This is a genomic window from Bordetella sputigena (assembly GCF_965137885.1).
In the GTDB taxonomy this organism is placed as follows: Bacteria; Pseudomonadota; Gammaproteobacteria; order Burkholderiales; family Burkholderiaceae_B; genus Bordetella_C; species Bordetella_C sputigena.
The window spans coordinates 1-19,896 of sequence record NZ_CBCSCA010000019.1; the positions used below are offsets into that span (position 1 = coordinate 1).

Annotated in this window: 19 protein-coding genes; 14 read left to right on the top strand and 5 right to left on the bottom strand. The window is 62.9% G+C overall.

Annotated features, from left to right (window positions below):
* The first annotated feature begins 234 nt into the window (after nt 1-234).
* Both ACNA0R_RS25375 and ACNA0R_RS25380 read left to right on the top strand, forming a co-directional pair.
* Nucleotides 235-372: a hypothetical protein gene (locus tag ACNA0R_RS25375; RefSeq protein WP_415828848.1), complete on the top strand. Its 138-nt coding sequence runs from the start codon at nt 235-237 to the stop codon at nt 370-372.
* Between the two features lie 68 nt (nt 373-440).
* The gene (locus ACNA0R_RS25380) at nt 441-857 is read left to right on the top strand and encodes a PRC-barrel domain-containing protein (protein WP_415828849.1); all 417 of its coding nucleotides are present in this window, start codon (nt 441-443) and stop codon (nt 855-857) included.
* Nucleotides 858-917: 60 nt separating this feature from the next.
* Here the strand turns inward: ACNA0R_RS25380 and ACNA0R_RS25385 are convergent, their stop codons facing one another.
* Nucleotides 918-1,628: a TetR/AcrR family transcriptional regulator gene (locus tag ACNA0R_RS25385; protein WP_415828850.1), complete on the bottom strand. Its 711-nt coding sequence runs from the start codon at nt 1,626-1,628 to the stop codon at nt 918-920.
* A gap of 175 nt (nt 1,629-1,803) precedes the next feature.
* Here ACNA0R_RS25385 and ACNA0R_RS25390 point away from each other — a divergent pair, with 175 nt between their 5' ends.
* The 9 genes from ACNA0R_RS25390 to ACNA0R_RS25430 all read left to right on the top strand — a co-directional run bounded on the left by ACNA0R_RS25390 (nt 1,804) and on the right by ACNA0R_RS25430 (nt 9,963).
* Entirely contained in the window at nt 1,804-3,063 is a 1,260-nt protein-coding gene (locus tag ACNA0R_RS25390) for an alpha/beta fold hydrolase (protein WP_415828851.1), read from the top strand.
* A 23-nt stretch (nt 3,064-3,086) separates the two neighbouring features.
* Nucleotides 3,087-3,983: a VOC family protein gene (locus ACNA0R_RS25395; protein WP_415828852.1), complete on the top strand. Its 897-nt coding sequence runs from the start codon at nt 3,087-3,089 to the stop codon at nt 3,981-3,983.
* Between the two features lie 24 nt (nt 3,984-4,007).
* A complete protein-coding gene (locus ACNA0R_RS25400; RefSeq protein ID WP_415828853.1) occupies nt 4,008-5,687 on the top strand; it encodes an AMP-binding protein in 1,680 nt (559 codons plus the stop codon).
* The gene (locus tag ACNA0R_RS25405; protein ID WP_415828854.1) at nt 5,684-6,160 is read left to right on the top strand and encodes an acyl-CoA thioesterase; all 477 of its coding nucleotides are present in this window, start codon (nt 5,684-5,686) and stop codon (nt 6,158-6,160) included. Before ACNA0R_RS25400 ends, ACNA0R_RS25405 begins: the two co-directional genes overlap by 4 nt.
* Nucleotides 6,157-7,287 carry an FAD-dependent monooxygenase gene (locus tag ACNA0R_RS25410; protein WP_415828855.1) on the top strand — a complete coding sequence of 377 codons (1,131 nt, stop codon included), beginning with the start codon at nt 6,157-6,159 and terminating at the stop codon, nt 7,285-7,287. The genes ACNA0R_RS25405 and ACNA0R_RS25410 overlap by 4 nt, the downstream gene beginning before the upstream one ends.
* 58 nt (nt 7,288-7,345) lie before the next feature.
* Nucleotides 7,346-8,332, top strand: a complete 987-nt coding sequence (locus ACNA0R_RS25415) for a Bug family tripartite tricarboxylate transporter substrate binding protein (protein WP_415828856.1) — start codon at nt 7,346-7,348, stop codon at nt 8,330-8,332.
* 17 nt (nt 8,333-8,349) lie between these two features.
* A complete protein-coding gene (locus tag ACNA0R_RS25420) occupies nt 8,350-9,117 on the top strand; it encodes a maleate cis-trans isomerase family protein (RefSeq protein WP_415828857.1) in 768 nt (255 codons plus the stop codon).
* 170 nt (nt 9,118-9,287) lie between these two features.
* Nucleotides 9,288-9,581, top strand: coding sequence for a type II toxin-antitoxin system RelE/ParE family toxin (locus ACNA0R_RS25425; RefSeq protein WP_415828858.1), 294 nt, complete (start codon nt 9,288-9,290; stop codon nt 9,579-9,581).
* Nucleotides 9,582-9,660: 79 nt separating this feature from the next.
* On the top strand, nt 9,661-9,963 hold the full coding sequence (locus tag ACNA0R_RS25430) for an addiction module antidote protein (RefSeq protein ID WP_415828859.1): 303 nt from the start codon (nt 9,661-9,663) through the stop codon (nt 9,961-9,963).
* 940 nt (nt 9,964-10,903) lie between these two features.
* Here ACNA0R_RS25430 and ACNA0R_RS25435 read toward each other — a convergent pair.
* The 3 genes from ACNA0R_RS25435 to ACNA0R_RS25445 all read right to left on the bottom strand — a co-directional run bounded on the left by ACNA0R_RS25435 (nt 10,904) and on the right by ACNA0R_RS25445 (nt 16,274).
* Complete coding sequence (locus ACNA0R_RS25435; protein ID WP_415828860.1) at nt 10,904-11,890, bottom strand: Bug family tripartite tricarboxylate transporter substrate binding protein; 987 nt, start codon at nt 11,888-11,890, stop codon at nt 10,904-10,906.
* Between the two features lie 231 nt (nt 11,891-12,121).
* Nucleotides 12,122-12,598, bottom strand: a complete 477-nt coding sequence (locus ACNA0R_RS25440; protein ID WP_415828861.1) for a hypothetical protein — start codon at nt 12,596-12,598, stop codon at nt 12,122-12,124.
* A gap of 145 nt (nt 12,599-12,743) precedes the next feature.
* Complete coding sequence (locus ACNA0R_RS25445; protein ID WP_415828862.1) at nt 12,744-16,274, bottom strand: indolepyruvate ferredoxin oxidoreductase family protein; 3,531 nt, start codon at nt 16,272-16,274, stop codon at nt 12,744-12,746.
* Nucleotides 16,275-16,413: 139 nt separating this feature from the next.
* Between ACNA0R_RS25445 and ACNA0R_RS25450 the strand changes: the two genes are divergently transcribed.
* Both ACNA0R_RS25450 and ACNA0R_RS25455 read left to right on the top strand, forming a co-directional pair.
* Nucleotides 16,414-16,866: an Lrp/AsnC family transcriptional regulator gene (locus tag ACNA0R_RS25450; RefSeq protein WP_415828863.1), complete on the top strand. Its 453-nt coding sequence runs from the start codon at nt 16,414-16,416 to the stop codon at nt 16,864-16,866.
* Nucleotides 16,867-17,017: 151 nt separating this feature from the next.
* A complete protein-coding gene (locus tag ACNA0R_RS25455) occupies nt 17,018-17,953 on the top strand; it encodes a cation diffusion facilitator family transporter (protein WP_415828864.1) in 936 nt (311 codons plus the stop codon).
* 109 nt (nt 17,954-18,062) lie between these two features.
* On the opposite strand, the gene ACNA0R_RS25460 is transcribed toward ACNA0R_RS25455, so the two are convergent.
* Nucleotides 18,063-19,010, bottom strand: coding sequence for a Bug family tripartite tricarboxylate transporter substrate binding protein (locus ACNA0R_RS25460; protein WP_415828916.1), 948 nt, complete (start codon nt 19,008-19,010; stop codon nt 18,063-18,065).
* Nucleotides 19,011-19,162: 152 nt separating this feature from the next.
* Here ACNA0R_RS25460 and ACNA0R_RS25465 point away from each other — a divergent pair, with 152 nt between their 5' ends.
* A complete protein-coding gene (locus tag ACNA0R_RS25465; protein WP_415828865.1) occupies nt 19,163-19,840 on the top strand; it encodes a GntR family transcriptional regulator in 678 nt (225 codons plus the stop codon).
* Nucleotides 19,841-19,896 lie beyond the last annotated feature (56 nt).

Consider the following 19,896-nt stretch of genomic DNA (forward strand, 5'->3'; position numbering starts at 1 on the left):
CCCCAGGTAACGCCGGCCCCGCAACCCAGTCCGGATAAAGAAAAAGAACTGCAGGACACCAAGACGAGCGCGGAATACGAGATGGACGCGATCAAGGCATTGAGCCAACCGACGCCAACAAGTGAGCAGGCGGCTGGCTAGCCGCCTGGAAGAACTCGCACCCATATTGCCTGGAACGGCGTATGCTGGCCCGATCCGTGCATTCCGCACAAGATAGTCATCAAGGGGATCATCATGGCCAAGGGTCAGCTACGCGGCAATAAAGAAGCAAAGAAGCCTAAACAGCCGCCCAAGCCGGCACCTGTCCCGGCAAGCAACGCCGGCGCGGCATCGTCGAAAGGCGCCGGCAAATCGGAATCGAAGCAAAAGTAGCGTGATCGCTGCCCTGGAACGATAAATGCCCTTGCAATGGTGCGTTTGTCACTCCTGGGAGAACCATCATGCAGCGAAACGCCATCTTTTCGATATACACCGCATTCAGTTATGCCCTCGTCGTCGGCCTGGCCACGATGGCGCCTGCGGGCGCGGTGATGGCGCAGGGCGCGGCGCAATCCATCACGGAAAAGCGCGTGGACGTGGTGCAGCTGGCTACGGGCTATCGCGCGTCCAAGCTTATCGGGTCCGAGGTTCAGAACAGCGATAAGGACGAGATAGGCAAGGTGGACGACATCATCGTCAGCCCGGGCGACCAGGAGCCCTACGCCATAATCTCGGTGGGCGGCTTCCTGGGCATGGGCAACCGCCTGGTCGCCGTGCCCTTCAAACAATTGACCGTGGCCGACAAACGGCTACGCATGGAAGGCGCGAGCAAGGACAGCCTGCGCGCGCTGCCCGAATTTCGCTACGCCAAGGATTGACCAGCCGCCGCCCTGATCGCCTTTACCCTGATGTTCCGTGGCCGGCGCAGCCGGCCGCGGTCATTTCTGGCCAGAGAAAAGCACCTTCTCAAGATAATCCAGGTCTTCGCGGACCAGCCGCAGCGACTCCCTGACATCGGCCGGGCTTCTGGATCGGCGCGCTTCGTCGCGCAACAAGCCATTGACCGCGATCTCCGTCATGGTGGCCGCGACCTCTTCCCGGCTCATACGGCCATTCGGCTTGTACCACCACGCCGCCCAATTGCACATGCCGATCAGTGAAAACGCCGCCACGTGCGGATCGACCATGCGGAATTGCCCGTCGCGTATCCCGCGCTCGATCACGCTGCTGAAGTTCTCCAGCACATTGCGCCGCGCATTCTGCACCGATGCCCGCTGCTTGGGCGTCATCTCCGCCTCCGTGCGGTCGGCGACGCGGAACTCCGCGGGACGGGAAAGAATCAGCTCGGCGTGGTGGGTCACCAGCTCTTTCAGCGCGGTCACGGCATCCAGATCGTCACGCGAGACGGTTTCGCCCGTCTGGCTGCGCGCCGCGCTCAGCACCTCTTCCGTCAAGGAACGCTGTATCGCCTGCTTGTTCTTGAAATAGTAGTAGACCGCGGTACGGCTCAAGCCCAGCGTCTCGGCGATGTCCTGCATGCTGGTGCCCGCGGTGCCCTTCTCGATGAACAGCTTGGCGGCGGCGTCCAGGATCGCGTTGCGCAGCGCATCCCCCTTCGAATTGGCCTTGTTCGAGGCGTCATTCCCCATCTGCTTGCCCTTTGACTTCAGGTCGCGACCAAGCGCCTTCGGCCGGTCGACGGCGGGCCTGCATTATTTCCCTAACTGACGCAGGCGTCAAATAACTCACATCAATTGACGTTGATGTCAGATTTTTGTCTAATACGTCGAAATTGACATCGATCAAATACCGAAGGAGACAGCCGTGGCAAACAACGCTTCCCCCGGTTCGGTCAACGCCGGATTCCTGAACACCGACTGGAACCCGCGCGACCTGCCCGCCGGCGCTTCGACCCGCAACGTCGTCCTGCGCACCGCCGACGGCGCGGCGACCAGCGGCGCGCTGTACCAACCACCCGGCAAGCGGCCGGACACCGTCGTCTGCGTCATGCATCCGCGGGAATTCATGGCCTGCCACTACCTGATTCCCGACATCGTGTCGGCGGGCCTCGCGGCATGGTCGCAGGGGGCACGATCGGTCGGTAACGACCTGCGTCTGGAACATGAAATCGCCCTGCATGACGTCGCGGCGGGACTGCAGTTTTTGCGCGGGCAAGGCTTTACCAATATCGTGCTGCTCGGCAATTCCGGCGGCGCGGGACTCTATGCGCTTTACGCCCAGCAGTCCGGGCTGCCCGGCGCCGAGCGCATCGCCCGCACCCCTGGCGGGAAGCCCACAGGATTAGCGGACCTGGACATGCCCACGGTCCAAGGCATGGTGCTGGTGGGCCCCCATCCCGGGCAAGGCGCTTTGCTGCTCAATTGCATCGACCCTTCGGTCGCGGATGAAAGCGATGCGCTCTCCGTGCATCCCGAACTCGATCCGCTGGATTCCGCCAATGGATACAAACCGGGCGGCCTGGCGCGCTACTCTCCCGAGTTCATCGCCCGCTACCGCGCCGCGCAACAGGCGCGCGTCGCCCGCATCGACGAGCTGGCCCGCGGCGCGATCCGCGGCCGCTTGAAGGCGCGCGAACTCGTCAAAACAGGCGCCGACACCTCCGCCGACCGTCGCCGCGCCGCCGCGCATACACCGGTGCTCACCGTTTGGCGCACGGATGCCGACCTGCGGTGCCTGGACCTGAGCCTGGATCCCTCCGACCGCCACCCCGGGTCCCTCTGGGGCAAGGATCCGTATGCATCGAATTACGGCGCCGTCGGATTCGCCCGTTTCTGCACACCGGAAAGCTGGCTCTCCACCTGGTCCGGACTGTCCTCCAAGGCCAGCCTGGCGAAGACCGCGCCGGCCATCCACCAGCCCACCCTGGTCATCGAATACACGGGCGACCAGGCCTGCTTTCCCGAAGACGTGCGCGCCATCCACGACGCCATAGGCTCAGGGGACAAGCAGCACCTGCGCATCCGTGGCGACCACCATGGCCGCGCGCTGAAGGAAGGCGAAGAGCTCGGCCGGTATATCGCCGGCCGCGAGCTGGCCGCCTGGCTGCGGGCGCGCTTCCTGTAAACCACGACTGACGAGGTTTTGGCATGAACTCCATCCCGAACGCGCCCCCAGGCTTGAGGCTGCACGGCGTTGACCACACGGCACGCCCTACCTGGCGGCTGCGCGAGACCGTCCATTTCTATCGTGATGTGCTGGGCCTGCCCCTGGTCCATGTAATTTCAGCACGCGGATGGGGCCCCGAGACCCACCCGGACTTCCTGCATTTCTTCTTCGACAGCGGCCAGGGCAGCACCATCGCTTTCTTCTACTACCTGGATTCGGCGGAACCCGAGTCCGTCGATGGCCGGCGCAACAGGCGTCCGGTGCCGGACGATCACGTCAACGACGCCACGCACACCGCCTGGCTCGTCGACAGCGAGGACGAGCTCAAGGCATGGAAGAAAAAACTGGAAGACGCAGGACTGGACGTTTCGGTGGAAACGCGCCATGAAGTCATCGAATCCATCTATGTGCGTGATCCCAACGGCTACTTCATCGAATTCACCCGCAAGCTGCGGCCATTGGGAGACATCGACTCGAAAGACGCGGAACTGACCATACAGGCCGCGCTTGAAGTCGAAGACCGGGCGTTCGCCGCCGGCGAGCGCGTGCGGCACATCGACCAGATCTGGGCCCGCAAGGCCGCATTGGTGGAGAATTCCCTGGCTGCCGGCAAGGGCGGCCAGCGCGGCGTGCGCATCTTCGTGCCGCGCGTCGAGGAGTTCTCTTCCCTGGTCAGGGACGCGGAGCAACGGGATGACTGCGCAGTACTGCGTGGCGATCAGTATGACTGCATCCAATGCGACGGCCCGCTGGAGTTCCAACGCAAGCGCCTGGGCCTGAAGCCCGCCGTCTGGTATGGCCTGTTCACCGGCGGCGTAAGCGGCAACATAGCCGTCCTGAACCGCGACCTGGTCAGGATAGAGCCCGTGGCCGCATGACGACAAAAGAATGAGGAGACAAGCATGCGGGACATCCGCTGCCCCTTGGAGGGCGTCGTATACCACCCCGAAGACCGGGCCGGGGCCTGGTTCGCCACCGGCGCCTGGCGCCCCATCACGGCCGGCCAGGCCTTGCGCGATACCGCTGGCCGCTGTGGTGACCGGGTCGCGATCATCACCGATGAGGGCAGCCTGAGCTTTGCCGAGCTCGACTCGCGCACCGAGCGGCTCGGTGCCGCATTGTTGGACGCCGGCCTGCGCCCAGGCGATCGCGCCCTCTTCCAGATGGGCACCACGTTGGAAACCGCGGTGGCCCTGTTGGCCTGCTACAAGGCCGGCATCGTTCCGGTGTGTTCCCTGCCGCAGCATCGTGAACTGGAGATCGGCCAGTTGGCCCGGCAATCCGGCGCGCGCGCTTATTTCGTGCAGGCGGACTTCAGCGCGTATGACCTGGTCGGCTTCGCCGCGCGGATGATGCAGTCGCATCCTTCGTTGCAGCTGCTGGTGGTCGCGCGCGGCGCGGCCGGCCCGGGAAAGTCGCTGGCCGGGTTGCTCGAAAGCATGCCTTTGGCCAGAGCCAGGACCATGCTCTCGGAACAAGGCCCCGGCTGCGAGGACGTACTCGCCTTCCAGCTCTCGGGCGGCACCACGGGCGTACCCAAGATCATCCCGCGATTCCATGCGGAGTATCTCGCCCATGCCCTGGCATGCGCGAACCACTACCGGATGCGCGAAGACGACCGCATCATCTGGTCGCTGCCCTTGCTGCACAACGCCGCGCAAGTGTATGTGTTGATGCCGCTGGTACTGCTGGGTCTGTCCGCGGTGCTCATGCCGCGCGTGGAGGTACCCCGCATGCTGAAGCTGATCGAGCAGCATCGCGTCACACGTGCGATCTCCATCGGGCCGATAGCACCGCAGCTGATGGCCTACCAGGACCTGGCGCGCCACGACCTTTCATCCCTGCGCCTGTTCACCACCATGAGTTCGGCCGACAGGCTGGAAGACCACCTGGGCGTGCCCTGTTCCAATCTGTTCGGCATCACCGAAGGCTTGCTGCTGGGATCGCCACCGGACGCTCCCGCCTACGTCCGCCATAAAACCCAGGGCCGCTCGGGATCGCCCGACGACGAGATCCGCCTGCTGGTGCCCGGCACCGAACGAGACGCGGCGCCCGGCGAGATGGGCGAGCTGTGCTTCCGCGGGCCGGCCACGCTGCCGGGCTTCTTCGACGCACCGGAAGCGAATGCCGCCGCCTATACCTCCGACGGCTTCTACCGCACCGGCGACATGATGACCACGCATGTGCATGATAGGCTGATGTACTACACCTTCGAAGGCCGCTTGCGCGACAACATCAACCGCGGTGGCGAAAAGATAGGGTGCGAGGAAGTCGAAGCCCTGGTGGCGGCCCACCCCGCCGTCTCCGAAGCGCGCCTGGTCGCCATGCCCGACCCCTTCTATGGCGAAAAAGGCTGCATCTACATCATCCCGAGACCCGGCCACGATGCGCCCACGGTGCAGGACCTGCTCGCATTCCTGGTCGCCCAGGGCCTGGCGAAATACAAGTGTCCCGAGCGGGTGGAAGCGATAGAGGCCTTCCCGGTCACCAAGGTCGGCAAGCTCGACAAGGCAGCCTTGCGCAGGATGATCGCCGAGAAACTCAACGAGGAAACGGCCAGCTCGACGGGGAGCCAGCGATGACCAGCACCGAACATGTGATCAGCGACACCCCCTTCGTCATCCGCCGCCGGGTCAAATGGGGCGAGTGCGATCCCGCCGGCGTCGTCTACACGCCTACGTTCGGCGAATATGTGATTTCCGCCGCCGAGCTGTTCTACGGGCGGCTGCTGAACGGCACGCCTCAGGCGCTGAAGAACCACCATTCCTTCGGCACGCCGACACGGGCCCTGGCCTTCGACTTCATGGCCTCGCTGTGGCCTGACGAAGAATTCGACATGGCGGTCCTCGTGGAACGCATAGGCGAGCATACCTACACCCTGCTGATCCGGGGCACGGTGCGGGGCGCACCGGCCTTCGACGCGCGGTTGACGCCGATCTGCGTGGCGCGCGGCGAACGGCGGGCCATCCCGGTCCCGGCCGTCATGCGCGATGCCCTGAGCGCATACCAGGCCGCATGCGGGCATGCGGCATCCTCCAGGAGTGGCGACCAATGAAAATCGCGGTGATAGGGGCCGGACCTGCCGGCCTGTACTTCTCTCTGCTGGCGAAGAAGCACGACGCCAGTCATGAGATCCATGTCTACGAGCAGAACCCGCGCGGCGCTACCTATGGGTGGGGCGTGGTCTTCTCCGACGTCGGCCTGAAGTTCCTGCGGGAAGCCGATCCCGTTTTCTACGAAGCCTTTGTCGCCCACCACGAGCGCTGCGACTACATGGAGATCGTCCATCGCGGCACGCGCGTACAGGTGCATGGCAATCATTTCTCGCGGACGGCGCGGCTGGACATGCTGAATGTCCTGGAAGAAGCGTGCCTGCAAGCAGGCGTCCACATCACCTACGAGCGCCGCATCGAGGACATCTCGCAACTCGCCGGGCAGATCGATATGGTCGTCGCCGCCGATGGTTCGAACAGCGCCGTGCGTAAGCAGTATGCGGATCACTTCCAGCCCAGCTTCGAGCGCCGGCGCAATAAGTTCGCCTGGTACGGGACGCGGCAGCGCTTTCACCCCGTGTCGCTGATCTTTCGGCAGACGGAGCACGGTATTTTCATCGCGCACAGCTACCAGTACAGCGCCGAGCTGAGCACCTTCCTGGTCGAGGTCGAGCCCGACACCTGGCGCCGTGCCGGCCTGGACACCGCCAGCGACGAGGAAAGCCGCCGCTACTGCGGCGAGGTTTTCCGTCCGGACCTGGGCGCGCATGAACTATTGGGCAACCGCTCCCTATGGTTCGAAGCCAACATCGTCCGCAACGAAAACTGGTCTCATCGCAACATCGTCCTGCTCGGCGATGCTCTGCGTACGGTGCACTTCTCGCTGGGCTCGGGCACCCGCATGGCCATGCAGGACGCCATCGCCTTGCAAGAAGGCCTGAAACAGCATCCTCGCGATGCACGCGCGGCCTTCTCGGTCTTCGAATCCCTGCGCCGCCAGCCCTCCACCAGTTTCCAGACCGCCGCCGCCCGCAGCCTGGACTGGTACGAGAACGTCGCCGACAAGATGGACCTGGATCCCGTGTCGTTCGCCTATGACTACATGCGTCGCACGGGACAGGTCAGCCACGAGGACCTGCGGCAACGCGATCCGGCGTTCACGGCCGCATACGAAGCCCGGACCCGGTGAACGACTGCAGTACCCGCACCAATCCAGCACACATACAGAATCAATGGATGGAGGAGACATGAAAACGACCCTGGCCGCGGCGACCATCGCCATATCCTGCCTTTCAGGCGCCGCATCGAGCATGGCGCACGCGCAGAGCGGCGCCTTCCCCAATCACAGCGTACGCGCCGTCCTTCCCTATTCCGTCGGCAGCGGCCCCGACGCCGTCAGCCGCATCATCGGCGAGCAGCTCACGGCGGCCTGGAAGCAGCCCTTCATCGTCGAGAACAAGCCCGGCGCCAACGGCTGGCTGGCCATCGGCGAAATCAAACGCTCGGCGCCCGACGGCTATTCCATGCTCGTCGTCGACAACACGCCGATGACGCTGCAGCCCCATCTGTACAGCAAGCTGCCCTTCGACCCGATGGCCGATTTCACGCCTGTCGCGCCGATCTACCGGACCAATTTCTTCATCGTCGTGTCGTCCAGGTCGCCATGGAACAGCGTATCCGACCTGATCGCCGCGGCTCGCCAGCGCAAAGGGGAAGTCACTTACGGAAGCTGGGGGATAGGCAGCGTCGCCCACATCGGTACGGCGGAGTTCGAACGCAAGACCGGTACGTCCATGACGCATGTTCCGTTCAAGGAATTGCCGCAGCTATACACCGCCGTCGCCAATGGCGAGGTCGACTGGGCCTTCGGCACCGCGGCCACCGTACAGAACCTTTACCAGGCCAAACGCGTCAAGCTCCTGGCCCTGGCCGCTCCCAGCCGTCTGGGCCTCTACCCCGAAGTCCCCACCGTCGCGGAATCCGGCGGACCCGCCGAATTCGAAGTGAAGACCTGGGTCGCGGCCTTCGCACCCAAAGGCACGCCGGACCAAGTGGTCCAACGCCTGAACGGCGCGATCGCTACCGCATTGGCGGCACCGTCGGTGCAGAAGAGCCTGCAAACCTTCGGCTTCGAGCCGTGGGTGGCGGCGCCGGGGGATGTCGCAAAAGCCCAGGCCCAGGACACAGCCAGCTTCGCCACCATCGTCAAGCAATCGAAGATCTCTCTCGATTGAGGCGCATAGGAAATGCCATGACCAAGCTCTACCGAATCGGCCAGATCGTCCCCAGCTCGAACACCACCATGGAGACGGAAATCCCGGCCATGCTGCGAGCACGGGAAACCGTCCGCCCGGACGAACGGTTCACCTTCCACAGCAGCCGCATGCGCATGCACAAGGTCACCAAGGAAGAACTGGAAGCCATGAACCGCGAAGGCCTGCGCTGCGCCGCGGAACTGGCCGACGCGCGCATGGACGTCATCAGCACCGCCTGCCTGGTCGCGATCATGGCCATGGGCCCCGGCTACCACCGCCAGACAGAAAAGGAACTCACCGAAGTCGCCCGCGCCAACCATTGCGACGCCCCCATCATGACATCCGCCGGCGCCCTGATCGAAGGCCTGCGCCACCTGGGCGCCAAGAGGATCTCCCTGATGGCGCCCTACATGCGCCCACTGACCGACAAAGTCGTCCAGTACATCGAACACGAAGGCATAGAAGTCGTGGACGCCCTCAGCTTCGAAATCCCCGACAACCTTGAAGTCGGCCGCCGGGATCCCATGCAGCTGGTAGAAGACGTAAACCGCCTGGACACCCGCAACGTCGACGCCGTCGTCCTGTCCGCCTGCGTCCAAATGCCATCGCTGCCGGCGCTGCAGGTCGTGCAGGACCGCATGGATGTGCCTGTGGTGTCGACGGCGGCTTGCACTGTATGGCGAATGCTGGGCAACCTCAACTTGACCCCGGCCGTGCCGGCCGCCGGCGCCCTCTTAGGGACAGGGTGCAGAGTTCCGCGCTGAAAGCCGTCCCCCTTCCTTCTGGCTGAAATAGCGACCTGCCGCTCGCATCCCGTGTCGTAGCCGTTAGACTACACTCGCCTTGCGTCGCTGTAGCCACTAGGCTACAATAAAATTCCATAACCCTATGACGGAGGAATGCTGTATGGCATTGAGTGCTCAAGTGAAGGCCAATGAAAGAAATTCGCAGCACCAGCGACTTCGATAAATTTGAGGCGAACCTGAAAGACGTTGTCGGCCGGGCGCGCATCCAAGCACGTATTCGACGTCTCTGCGAAGGAAACGCGGGCGATCATAGAGTACTTAAACATGGGGTTTGTGAAATGCGAGTCCACGTAGGCCCAGGCTATCGGGTCTACTACGTCTTGCGAGAGGACGGGACGATTGTTGTGCTCCTAGCAGGCGGAGACAAGTCCACTCAGCAAACAGATATCGAGAGGGCTTACGAGTTAGCCGCCCAACTGTGAGCGGGATGCAGATCGATCGAAGAAAAGCGCTCATACGCCAAGTGTTTTTCCTCCGCAACGCGAAAAAACGGAGCAATAAATGGGAAAGTTAGTCACTCGGAAGTATGACATCGCGGAGCGACTCCGCACCCCGGAAGAGATGGCGGCGTACCTTGATGCGTGCATCGTAGAAAGCGGCGGCGATGCCGCTTTTATCGCCAAGGCTTTGGGTGACATCGCTCGCGCGCAGGGCATGACGAAGATAGCGCGTCAAACAGGCCTCTCTCGTGAAAGCCTTTATAAGGCGCTCTCCGGCGAGCGCTCACCAGATTTCGCTACCGTACTGAAAGTAATTAGTGCTCTAGGCATCACGCTTCATGCAGAAGCTGAGCATCCTGCTTGAGGTACCAGACATAGCGGCGAACGCCTGCGGCGTGTTTGGAGCGAGGCTGTCCGCGTCATCACACGCAATACATGTTATGCAACCAAAGCCTTGGTTCGCGCAATGGGTCACAAAAAACGTCGGCTAGAGAACTTCCTTAGAACCCATCCGGCATGTTGCTATTGTGGCGGAGAGACCAGGGCGGAGACACAGGACCATTGGCCACCTCGAGCATTCTTTGAAGGGCGCAAGTGGCCTGCAGAGTTTGTGTTCCCCGCGTGCAGAGCCTGCAACGAGAGGACCTCACGGCTAGAAGGCATGTTTGCCCTACTCTGTCGGATGGGGACACCCATACATAATGTTCAAACGCAGCAGGACCTAAGACTGTTGTTCGAAGGTCAGCGGCAACGCCATCCCGCAGTCCTGCAGAGCCTTTCACTGACGGCAAACGAGAAACGAAGCCTGCTCCGGCAGTCTGGGCGCAGTGCACCTCGGGGCGTACCGTACCGAGACATTCCCATCACCAGAATAGCTGGTGATGAGGCACTGCACATCCTCGAAACCTGCCTCCAAAAGCTCCTACTAAGCCTTCACTATCGGCACAGCGGCGCCATCCTCCCCAAGACTGGCGTTGGCTTTATGGGCTGGATCGGGAATGCGATGCCAATTCCCGATGAAACTATCATTGATCTCCCAGTAAAACTTCCTAGACTTGAACTTCCAAAATTTCAAAGACACGACATTTCGCACCAATTCTCGTACCGGTATACGATTTCAAAAGATCGCTCTGCCACGGGCTTCTACATAAACCTTGGAAACACCTTCGGAGTGTTCGGCTTTCTCTGTTCGGATCCTAGCCAACTATCAGATCCGAGTGCGCATAGCATGACGAGATTTACTGCCTTCCAAGCGGCGCCAGCGCAAGGAAGCTGAACGACCGCCAGCCATTACCCTGCAACGCTTATTCGAGCTTGATATTGGCTTCCACAACCACCGTATGCCACTTATCGATTTCGGCCAGCAGCGCGCGGTTGAAGTCCTCCGGCGAACTGCCCACCGTCTCGATCCCATCTTCCGCCAGGCGCGCCTTCAGGGCCGGATCGGCCAGCACCTTGGCGATCGACGCCTGCAGGATGCGGATGACCGGCTCCGGCGTGCCGCGCGGCGCGAGCACGCCGTGCCAGGCGGTTGCCTCGTAGCCCGGCACGCCAGCCTCGGCCACCGTCGGCACATCGGGGATCAGCGGCGACCGTTTCGCACCCGTGACGGCCAGGGCCTTGACGTTCTTTGCGTGGGCCTGCTTGGATGCCGAAGCGGCGTCGCCGAACGTCATGTCAACGGTCCCGGCGACCACATCCAGCAAGGCCGGGCCGGCGCCTTTGTACGGCACGGGATTGATCGAGATGCCCGCCTGCCGCATGAACAGCTCGATGGCCAGGTGCGAAGAGCTCCCCTGCCCGGCGGTGGATACCGTCAGCGTCCCGGGCTGCCGCTTCGCAAGGGCGATCAGCTCCTTCAGGTTGTCGACCGGAAGCTGCTTCTTGACTGCGACGACGTAGGGATAGCGCGTGAGCTGGGTGATCGGGGCGAAGTCCTTGCGAGCATCGTAGGGCAGCTTGCTGTACACCGATGGGTTGATGGCGTTCGGTCCGCTCTGCCCGAGCAACAAGGTATAGCCGTCAGGGTCCGCCTTCGCCACGGCGTCCGTGCCGATGATCCCGCCCGCGCCCCCGCGGTTGTCGATAATGAACGCCTTGCCCAGTTGCTCGCTCACGCCCTTGAACACCAGCCGCGCCACAATGTCCGCGCCGCCCCCCGCCGCGAACGGGACGATCACCCTCACAGGCCGATCGGGATAAGTGCCCTCGGCACGCACGCCGGACACCATTGCGCAGGCGAACGAGAACACCGCCAGGGCCAGCGCCCCGCGTCGACGAACCGGAATCATTTTGTCTCCTGGCCGGGCCGCCCTCGCCCGGCTTACGGTTGTTTTTTATATGGCAGAGGAGACTTTAAGCGCTTTGATCAACCACGTCTGTGTAAACGTATTCCTGAACGTTGAGTTAATTTCAACATTCAGACCCGGCGATACCGACGCCCTCTTGGCGTTATTCCCAGGGTGCTGCGGATCCGTCCAAGATCCGTGCGCTGGACGAGAGACTTGCGATCGGCTGTCACGCTAGCTCGCCAGGCAATAGCGCGCCCGGACGGTGCGAGACCGATACACGTAAATGCTCCATAGCGTGGCGAACAGGAACGAACGGAGGATGGCATAGGGGGCGCTGCTGTCCCAGACCTTGGCGAACGGCAAGTTCAAGGCGACGGAAGTCGCCGCCAGGAGGGCCACACTCATCACAGGACCGCCTATCCATAGCGCGTAATGGATGACCTTGACTGTGGAAGGGCGCCGGCGCGCGAATAGCAAGATACCGGCGACGAAGCTGAGCAGGCACGACACCGCAATGGCCACGGCAACGAACCACTTGAACACAACCATGGAAGGCCGCAGTTCCGCGATAGCATGGACGAGCCGTACGCCCTCGCTGCCTTGAAATATAAGTTGCACCAACAGCTGTATGCCGAGCAACATCAGCCAGGCATTCAAAGCGCCGGGGTCCGTCTGCTCCCGTGTCGCGTCTATCGCGGGATCCGCCATCCCAGTATCTCCTTTGTCCAGGGTCACCAGGATGTTTACGATCGTTATGCCAGCTTCTTAAGGCTTGATAACGCGGGTCATACCAGCACAAAGCGATATGACTTTGTCTCTCTCCGAAGACAATCCGCTGGAGCCAGCCCCGACCTCACGCGATGCGGCGGACCTGAGCGGCATTCATCACGTCGGACGCGGGCGCCGGCGCCTGCAGTTCACGCGCCAACTCCTCGCGATAACGAGCCACGCTCGCAAGCTTGATGTACCCATAACCGCGGATCTTCTCGGGCAAGGCCGCGATCCTGACCGCGCGATCCATGCTCTCCGGATTGAGCGTGGCCAGCATCGACTCGATGACCTCGCAATACTGCTGAATCAATCCACGCTCCATTTTGCGCTCACATGTGTGGCCGAACGGATCCAACCAGGTGCCCCGCAGCCCTTTCAAACGCGCCAACAGCTTCATTGCAGATAGCGTGCGCGGCCCCAATGTCATCTTGCGCGGCAAGCCGGTACTGGGATCCTTCCGCGCGAATATCGGCGGAGCCATATGGAAGCGCAGCTGATAGTCCTTGCCCGCAGCACCTTCGAACTGGGCTTCCAACTGCCTGGCGAAGTCCCCATTGGTGTACAGGCGAGCAACCTCGTATTCGTCCTTGTACGCCATCAGCTTGAACAGGCTGCGTGCGACCGCCAACGCCAGCCGTGGCGAACCGCGCGTGCCGGATGCGCCAGCCAATTCACGCTCTCGCACAGCGACCCGATCCACGAACTGACGGTATTTCTCGGCATAAGCCGCGTTCTGGTACAAGGTCAGATCCGCGACGCGCCGCTTCACGGCGGCGTCCAGTGTTTCAGGCACGGTCAGCGGGATCACGGACGCGCGCGGCTCCGACACCTTGCTCAATGCCTGCGGTTGATGCGCGGCCAAACGGCCGGCATCGAAAGCCGCGCGATTGGACGCCACCGCGACGCCGTTCAATTCAATGGCCCGCACCAGCGCCGCATATGTCAGCGGCACATCGCCACGCTGCCACGCATAACCCAGCATGAACACGTTCGCCAGGATGCTATCGCCAAACAGCGCGGTCGCCGCCGCATGCGCGTCGATGGCGGCCGTTTTATCCTCGCCCGCGGCATGTCGCACCTTGGCAAGCAGGCCTTCGGGCCGCATGGCCGCATCCGGATTCCTCGTGAACTCGGACACGGGCGCGACATAGGTATTTACCGTCACACGCGTGCCATCCCGCCGCAACGCGCCCAAAGCATCGGGCGCGATGGATGCCACCAGGTCGCAGAGGATAGCCGCATCGGCCTGCCGCCAATCCAGACGCACGGGACCGGCGGGCGTGTGCAGCGGCGCAAGACGGATATGGCTGATCACGGTGCCGCCTTTTTGCGCCAGGCCGGTCAAGTCCAGCACCGACGCCGACAAGCCTTGCAGATGCGCCGCCATGGACACCAGCGCGCCTATGGTGATGACGCCCGTGCCCCCTATGCCGGCGACGAGCATGCGGTAAGGTCCGGCCACAGGCTGAATGACCGGCATGGGCAACGCGTCGATCAAGGCTTGCAGCCGGTCCCGGTCTTGCGCGGGCGCTGCACTTTTGCGCAGCTTGCCGTCCATGACCGACACGAAACTTGGACAGAAGCCTTCAACGCAGGAAAAGTCCTTGTTGCAGCTCGATTGATCGATCGCCCGCTTGCGACCATAGGGCGTTTCCACCGGCACCACCGCCAGGCAGTTCGACTTCGACCCGCAATCGCCGCAGCCTTCGCAGACCGCGCTATTGATCATCAACCGGCGTGGAGGATCGGGAAACGCCGCTTTCTTGCGACGGCGGCGTTTCTCGGCCGCGCAGGTCTGATCGTGTATCAACACGGTCACTCCCTGTATGTCGCGCAGCTCGCGTTGCACGGCATCCAGTTCGCGCCGATGGTGCACGGTGGCGCCCGCCACATCGACACCCTGGTACTTCGCGGGCTCGTCGGTGGTAATGACGATGCGTTCCACGCCTTCGCCGCGCAGTTGCCGGCAGATCCCCGGCACCGACAGCCGGCCATCCACCGGCTGTCCGCCCGTCATCGCGACGGCGTCATTGAACAGGATCTTGTACGTGATGTTGGCCTTGGCGGCTATCGCCTGGCGGATGGCAAGATACCCCGAATGAAAGTAAGTGCCCTCGCCCATGTTCTGGAAAATATGCGGGGCCTTGATATAACGGGACAGCCCGATCCAGTCCGCCCCTTCGCCACCCATCTGCGTCAGGCCGGCCGTGTCGCGGTCCATCCACGCGGCCATGTAATGGCAACCGACCCCCGCCAGCGCCTGGCTGCCCTCCGGCACCTTGGTGGAAGTGTTGTGCGGACAACCCGGGCAAAAGTACGGACGCCGGCGCATGCCGTCGGCTTCGTTGGCCAGCGCCTCCGGACAGGCGAACTCGGAGGCATCGATTCCCGTGCGCAGATCCGAGGTGCGCGCAAGCCAGGCCGCCAGCAGCGGCGCCAATACCGAAGGACGCAGTTGCCCGGCGGAGGGGATCAACGGTTCGCCATCCAGGCCGGTCCTGCCGGCCACGCTGGGACGGTCGGGCTGATTGAACAGTAAATCCTTGATCTGCCCCTCGACCACGGTGTTCTTCTCTTCGACCACCACAACGTGCCTGAGGCCCTGCAGGAAGTGCTGAAGCCGGCCCGCGTCCAGCGGCCAGGTAAGGCCGGGCTTGTAGACGCGCACGGGCGAATCGGAACCGTCGAGGTCTATGCCAAGCCGCTCCAGCGCTTCCATCGTATCCAGATGGGCCTTGCCAACCGTTACGATACCGACCCTCGCCTTGGGCGCGGCGCAAACCAGCTTGTCGATGGAATGCCGCGCCACGAAGGCACGCACGGCTTTCATGCGCGTGTCCATGCGCTTCTCTATGGCCAGCGACAGAAAGTCGCGCGCCGTGTATTCCAGCTCGCTCGCCGGCAGCGCCGGGTTTTCCGGCATGGGGTAGGAAGGCGCAGGCGCCGGCAGGAAAGACTGTCCGCTCTCTACGGTTTCCGACACGGCCTTGAACGCCACCCACGTACCGGCATGACGGGACAGCGCCCACCCGTAAAGCCCGAAGCTTTCGTATTCATCGACCGATGCCGGATGCACGATGGGCATCCGCCATGCGATCAGCGAAGCCTCGCTGGAATGCGGAATCGACGACGACGCCGCGGTGTGATCGTCCCCCACCACCACCAGCACGCCGCCGTGGCGCGACGCACCCGCGGCGGTGCCATGATGAAGCGCATCGCCGGCGCGATCCACGCCCGGCCCTTTGCCGTACCACATGGAGAACACGCCATCCACGTTGCGGTCCTGGCGCACGCCGGCCTGCTGCGTACCCATGATGACCGTGGCGGCCATGTCCTCATTGATCGCGGGCAGGAAGCTGATCTGGTTGGCGTCCAGCAGCGCTTTCGCCTTCCACATCGCCATGTCCACGCCACCCAGGGGCGATCCCCGATATCCCGACGCGAAACCCGCCGTGTTCAGGCCGCCTTCCCGGTCCAGCCTGCGCTGAGTCAGCAGCATGCGTATCAGCGCCTGCGTACCGGTCAGAAAGACGCGTCCGTCCGTGCGGGTGTAGTTGTCTTCCAGCCGATAGTCCTGGTCCAGGCCTAAGTCCACGTTCGGGGTGCCGTCCATGATCGCCCTCCTCCATGGAAACATGATAGTAGCGATGAACAGCGGGTTTATTGCGTTATTGGATCGTGCTTTCCCTATAATGCGAAATGAACATTTCGTTTTGGCGGGATTTCCGTAGCCGGCATACGCGAGGGCGACCATGGACAAAACCGATATCGCGATCCTGAAGGCCCTGCAAGAAGACGGCCGGGCGTCGGCCCAGCAGCTGTCGGACCAGGTCGGCCTATCGGCCGCCCCGGTGTGGCGGCGCGTCAAGGCGCTGGAGTCGGACGGCACCATCCAGGGCTACGCGGCGCAGGTCGATCGCACCAAGGTCGGCCTGCACGGCTGCATGTTCGCCCAGATCAGTCTGGAGCGGCATTCCTCGGACACCGTGGAAAACTTCGAACGCACGGTACGCAGCGCGCCGGAAATCCTCGAGTGCTATGCCGTCACGGGCGATTCGGATTATCTGCTCAAGATACTGGTCGAAAGCCCGGAAGACTACGACCGCTTCCTGCACCGTTTCCTGTTCAATCTGCCGGGCATACGGCAGACGCGAACCATCGTGGCGCTGCGCGAAATCAAGCACGAGCAGCGGCTGCCGCTCTAGGCCTGCGTGTCCACCCACCGCCGTATCGGCGTGGTCCAGCCGCCGGAGCCGGTCCCGGCGGCTGCCGTTCCGCCCCGGGAATGAAATTGGCTATGCCCGGGAATCGCGACGAGCCCGACCTTATCCCGCTGACCTCTTACCCAGGAGACACATGGCTACCGGCAGCAAGAAAGTCATATATGTGGCACTGGCTGGCAACCTGCTCATCGCCCTGACGAAGCTGTTCGCCGCCATGTACACCGGCAGTTCCGCCATGCTGTCCGAAGCCGTCCATTCGCTGGTGGACACGGGCAACGGCGGATTCCTGCTGTATGGCATGCGGCAGGCCCGGCGACCGCCCGACAGGCGCTTTCCCTTCGGCCACGGCAAGGAGATCTATTTCTGGAGCTTCATCGTGGCGCTGCTCATCTTCTCGCTCGGCGCCGGCATCTCGATCTATGAAGGCGTCCGGCACCTGCGTGAGCCAGTCCGGATCGAAGACCCTGTCGTCAACTACATCGTGCTCGGACTGAGCATGTTGTTCGAGGGCAGTGCGTGGCTGGTAGCGCTCAAGGAATTCCGGCGGCAAAAGGGCAAGCAGGGCTACCTGGAAGCAGTCGAAGCCGGGAAGGATCCCACGGCATTCGCGGTGCTCCTGGAAGACAGCGCCGCCATGTTGGGTTTGCTGTTCGCACTGACCGGCCTCACGTTGAGCGAAGTCACCGGCAACATGATGTATGACGGCGCCGCTTCCATCGTCATCGGGCTGATCCTCGCATCCGTGGCGATATTGCTGGCCCGCGAGACCAAGGGCCTGCTGATCGGCGAGAGCGCCGCTCCGGAGGTCGTGGACGGTGTCCGGGCGCTGATGGAAGAAACCCCCGGCGTAGATCGCGTCAACGAAATCCTCACCATGCATATGGGCCCGGACTACATACTGGTCAACATCAGTCTGATGCTCTCGCCGACCCTGGACCGTGCGCAGGCGCACGAGACATTCGACTTGATCGATGCGCGCATAAAGTCGCGCTACCGCCGCGTCAAGCGCGTCTTCATCGAATCGGAAACGCGGCTTCAGCAAACGAGCAGCGACCAGCCCTGGGAGTAGACGGCCTGAACAAAAAAAGCCCGCAAGGCATTCGTGCTTGCGGGCTTTCACTCCATGCGGTTACCACACCGTTCTGGCAGTGTGGTGGCTCAGACCTGACGCGCCAATCTCATTTGTCGATGAAGCCGGCTTGCTCCAGGAGCTTGCGGGTGCGCGGAATTTCCTTGGCGATCAATTCCTTGAAGGATTCCCGGCTTCCACCGTAAGGCTCCGCCCCGGCCTCCGCGAGCTTGGTCCGCAGCTCGCCGCTTTGCAGGGCCTTGTTGATCGCGGCATTCAGTTTGTCCAATATCGGTTCCGGCGTACCGGCCGGGGCCACGATCCCGTACCACGGCGCGATGTCGTAGCCAGGGTAGCCCTGTTCCGCGATGGTGGGAATGTCCGGCGCCTGATCGGAACGCTTGGCGGTGGACATACCCAGGGCGACCAGCTTGCCGGACCGTACCTGCGGCAGCCCCGTCATGATCGTGTCGAAGTACAGGCTTACCTGCCCGCCCAGCAGCGCGGGAATGGCTTCGCCGGCCCCTTTGTAGGGCACGTGAAGGATGTCGGTGCCGGTGGCTTGTTTCAGCAGTTCGCCGGCCAGGTGGGACGTGGTGCCCGTGCCGAAGGACGCGTAGGTCAGCTTGCCCGGGTGGGCACGCGCGTAGGCCACCATCTCCGGCAGGGTCTTGAACGGCTGCCCGGGCGTGGTCAAAAGGATATTCGGCGTGTAGGCCACCATGGAGACAAGCTCGAACTTGTCAGGATCGTAGCCCAGGTTTTTTTGCGTAAACCGGTTGGTGACGACCGCCGCCGGCCCCCCCATCAACAGCGTGTAGCCATCCGGCGCGGCCCGGGCGACGATGGAGCTCCCGATGGCGGCTGCGGCGCCCGGGTGCGCCTCCACCACGAATGGCTGACCGAAGTCGCGCGAAAGCACCACCGCGACTTGCCGCGTAATCAGGTCGGTGGCGGATCCCGCCTGGAATGGAACGATTATTTTGACCGGTCGCTCCGGCCAGGACGCGGGCTGACCCCATCCGGCACTCGGCAGGACTGACGCGATAGCGAGCATGAGGCCCGAGACGGCTTTCTTCATATGTAACCCCTTGTATGTTTGATTGGCGGTCTATGAACGGCGCCGCCTATACTAAGTAAAACTGCACTACTGTATAACTGTATCCAGTTTTGCCGTTTTTAGCACGAAAACCGCCAGGGTGCGAACACATGGAAAAACTACTGCTGCCCAGAAGCGCGTTGAACGCGGAAGAGGAGGCGTATCAGCACATACAACGCCAGATCGTGCAGGGAGCCGCGCGGCCCGGCAGCCGCCTCGTCCCGGAGATCATCGCTGGCGAAATCGGTATCAGCCGCACCCCCGTGCGCGTGGCGCTGCGACGCCTGGCGTCCGAAGGTCTGGTCACGATACGCACGAATCGCAGCGCGGTGGTGCGCCGGCTGAATCGCCGCGAAATGTTGGAGGTATTTCAGATCCGATCGGTGCTGGAGGGCCTCGCATTGCGCAATGCGATGGAAAATATTGGCCCCGTCCAACTGCACCGCCTTGACGCCATGCTGGATCAGCTCGACGGCACTGTGCCCGCGGCGGTGGACCAGACCAGCACCCATCGCGAATTCCACGAATACCTGTGCGGCTTCTGTCGGCAGCCCAGGCTGCAACAGCAGATCGCGGACCTGCACGCGGTGGTGGAGCCCTATATGCGCCTGTGGGCATCAGAGCCCGGTCGGGTCGCGGTTCGCATGCGAGAGGCGCACCAGGAACTGATCGACGCCATACGCGGTGGCGATCCGGAACACTGCGAAGCGACGATGCGCAAACACGTGATGGCTACGGTGTCGGCGCTCGCACCGTTTCTGCCGGATGACGATGAGCGGGCTGAGTAGCGCATCGATATCGGCGCCGCTTGGCTTGCGGAGGGCAGCCCTTGTATCGCCGCGCA

Coding starts and splice junctions, on each gene's coding strand:
- ACNA0R_RS25395 (WP_415828852.1), top strand. CDS start 3,087: ATGAACTCCATCCCGAACGCGCCCCCAGGCTTGAGGCTGCACGGCGTT.
- ACNA0R_RS25410 (WP_415828855.1), top strand. CDS start 6,157: ATGAAAATCGCGGTGATAGGGGCCGGACCTGCCGGCCTGTACTTCTCT.
- ACNA0R_RS25450 (WP_415828863.1), top strand. CDS start 16,414: ATGGACAAAACCGATATCGCGATCCTGAAGGCCCTGCAAGAAGACGGC.
- ACNA0R_RS25445 (WP_415828862.1), bottom strand. CDS start 16,274: ATGGACGGCACCCCGAACGTGGACTTAGGCCTGGACCAGGACTATCGG.
- ACNA0R_RS25375 (WP_415828848.1), top strand. CDS start 235: ATGGCCAAGGGTCAGCTACGCGGCAATAAAGAAGCAAAGAAGCCTAAA.
- ACNA0R_RS25430 (WP_415828859.1), top strand. CDS start 9,661: ATGGGAAAGTTAGTCACTCGGAAGTATGACATCGCGGAGCGACTCCGC.
- ACNA0R_RS25455 (WP_415828864.1), top strand. CDS start 17,018: ATGGCTACCGGCAGCAAGAAAGTCATATATGTGGCACTGGCTGGCAAC.
- ACNA0R_RS25380 (WP_415828849.1), top strand. CDS start 441: ATGCAGCGAAACGCCATCTTTTCGATATACACCGCATTCAGTTATGCC.
- ACNA0R_RS25440 (WP_415828861.1), bottom strand. CDS start 12,598: ATGGCGGATCCCGCGATAGACGCGACACGGGAGCAGACGGACCCCGGC.
- ACNA0R_RS25465 (WP_415828865.1), top strand. CDS start 19,163: ATGGAAAAACTACTGCTGCCCAGAAGCGCGTTGAACGCGGAAGAGGAG.
- ACNA0R_RS25435 (WP_415828860.1), bottom strand. CDS start 11,890: ATGATTCCGGTTCGTCGACGCGGGGCGCTGGCCCTGGCGGTGTTCTCG.
- ACNA0R_RS25425 (WP_415828858.1), top strand. CDS start 9,288: ATGAAAGAAATTCGCAGCACCAGCGACTTCGATAAATTTGAGGCGAAC.
- ACNA0R_RS25460 (WP_415828916.1), bottom strand. CDS start 19,010: ATGCTCGCTATCGCGTCAGTCCTGCCGAGTGCCGGATGGGGTCAGCCC.
- ACNA0R_RS25415 (WP_415828856.1), top strand. CDS start 7,346: ATGAAAACGACCCTGGCCGCGGCGACCATCGCCATATCCTGCCTTTCA.
- ACNA0R_RS25385 (WP_415828850.1), bottom strand. CDS start 1,628: ATGGGGAATGACGCCTCGAACAAGGCCAATTCGAAGGGGGATGCGCTG.
- ACNA0R_RS25405 (WP_415828854.1), top strand. CDS start 5,684: ATGACCAGCACCGAACATGTGATCAGCGACACCCCCTTCGTCATCCGC.
- ACNA0R_RS25400 (WP_415828853.1), top strand. CDS start 4,008: ATGCGGGACATCCGCTGCCCCTTGGAGGGCGTCGTATACCACCCCGAA.
- ACNA0R_RS25420 (WP_415828857.1), top strand. CDS start 8,350: ATGACCAAGCTCTACCGAATCGGCCAGATCGTCCCCAGCTCGAACACC.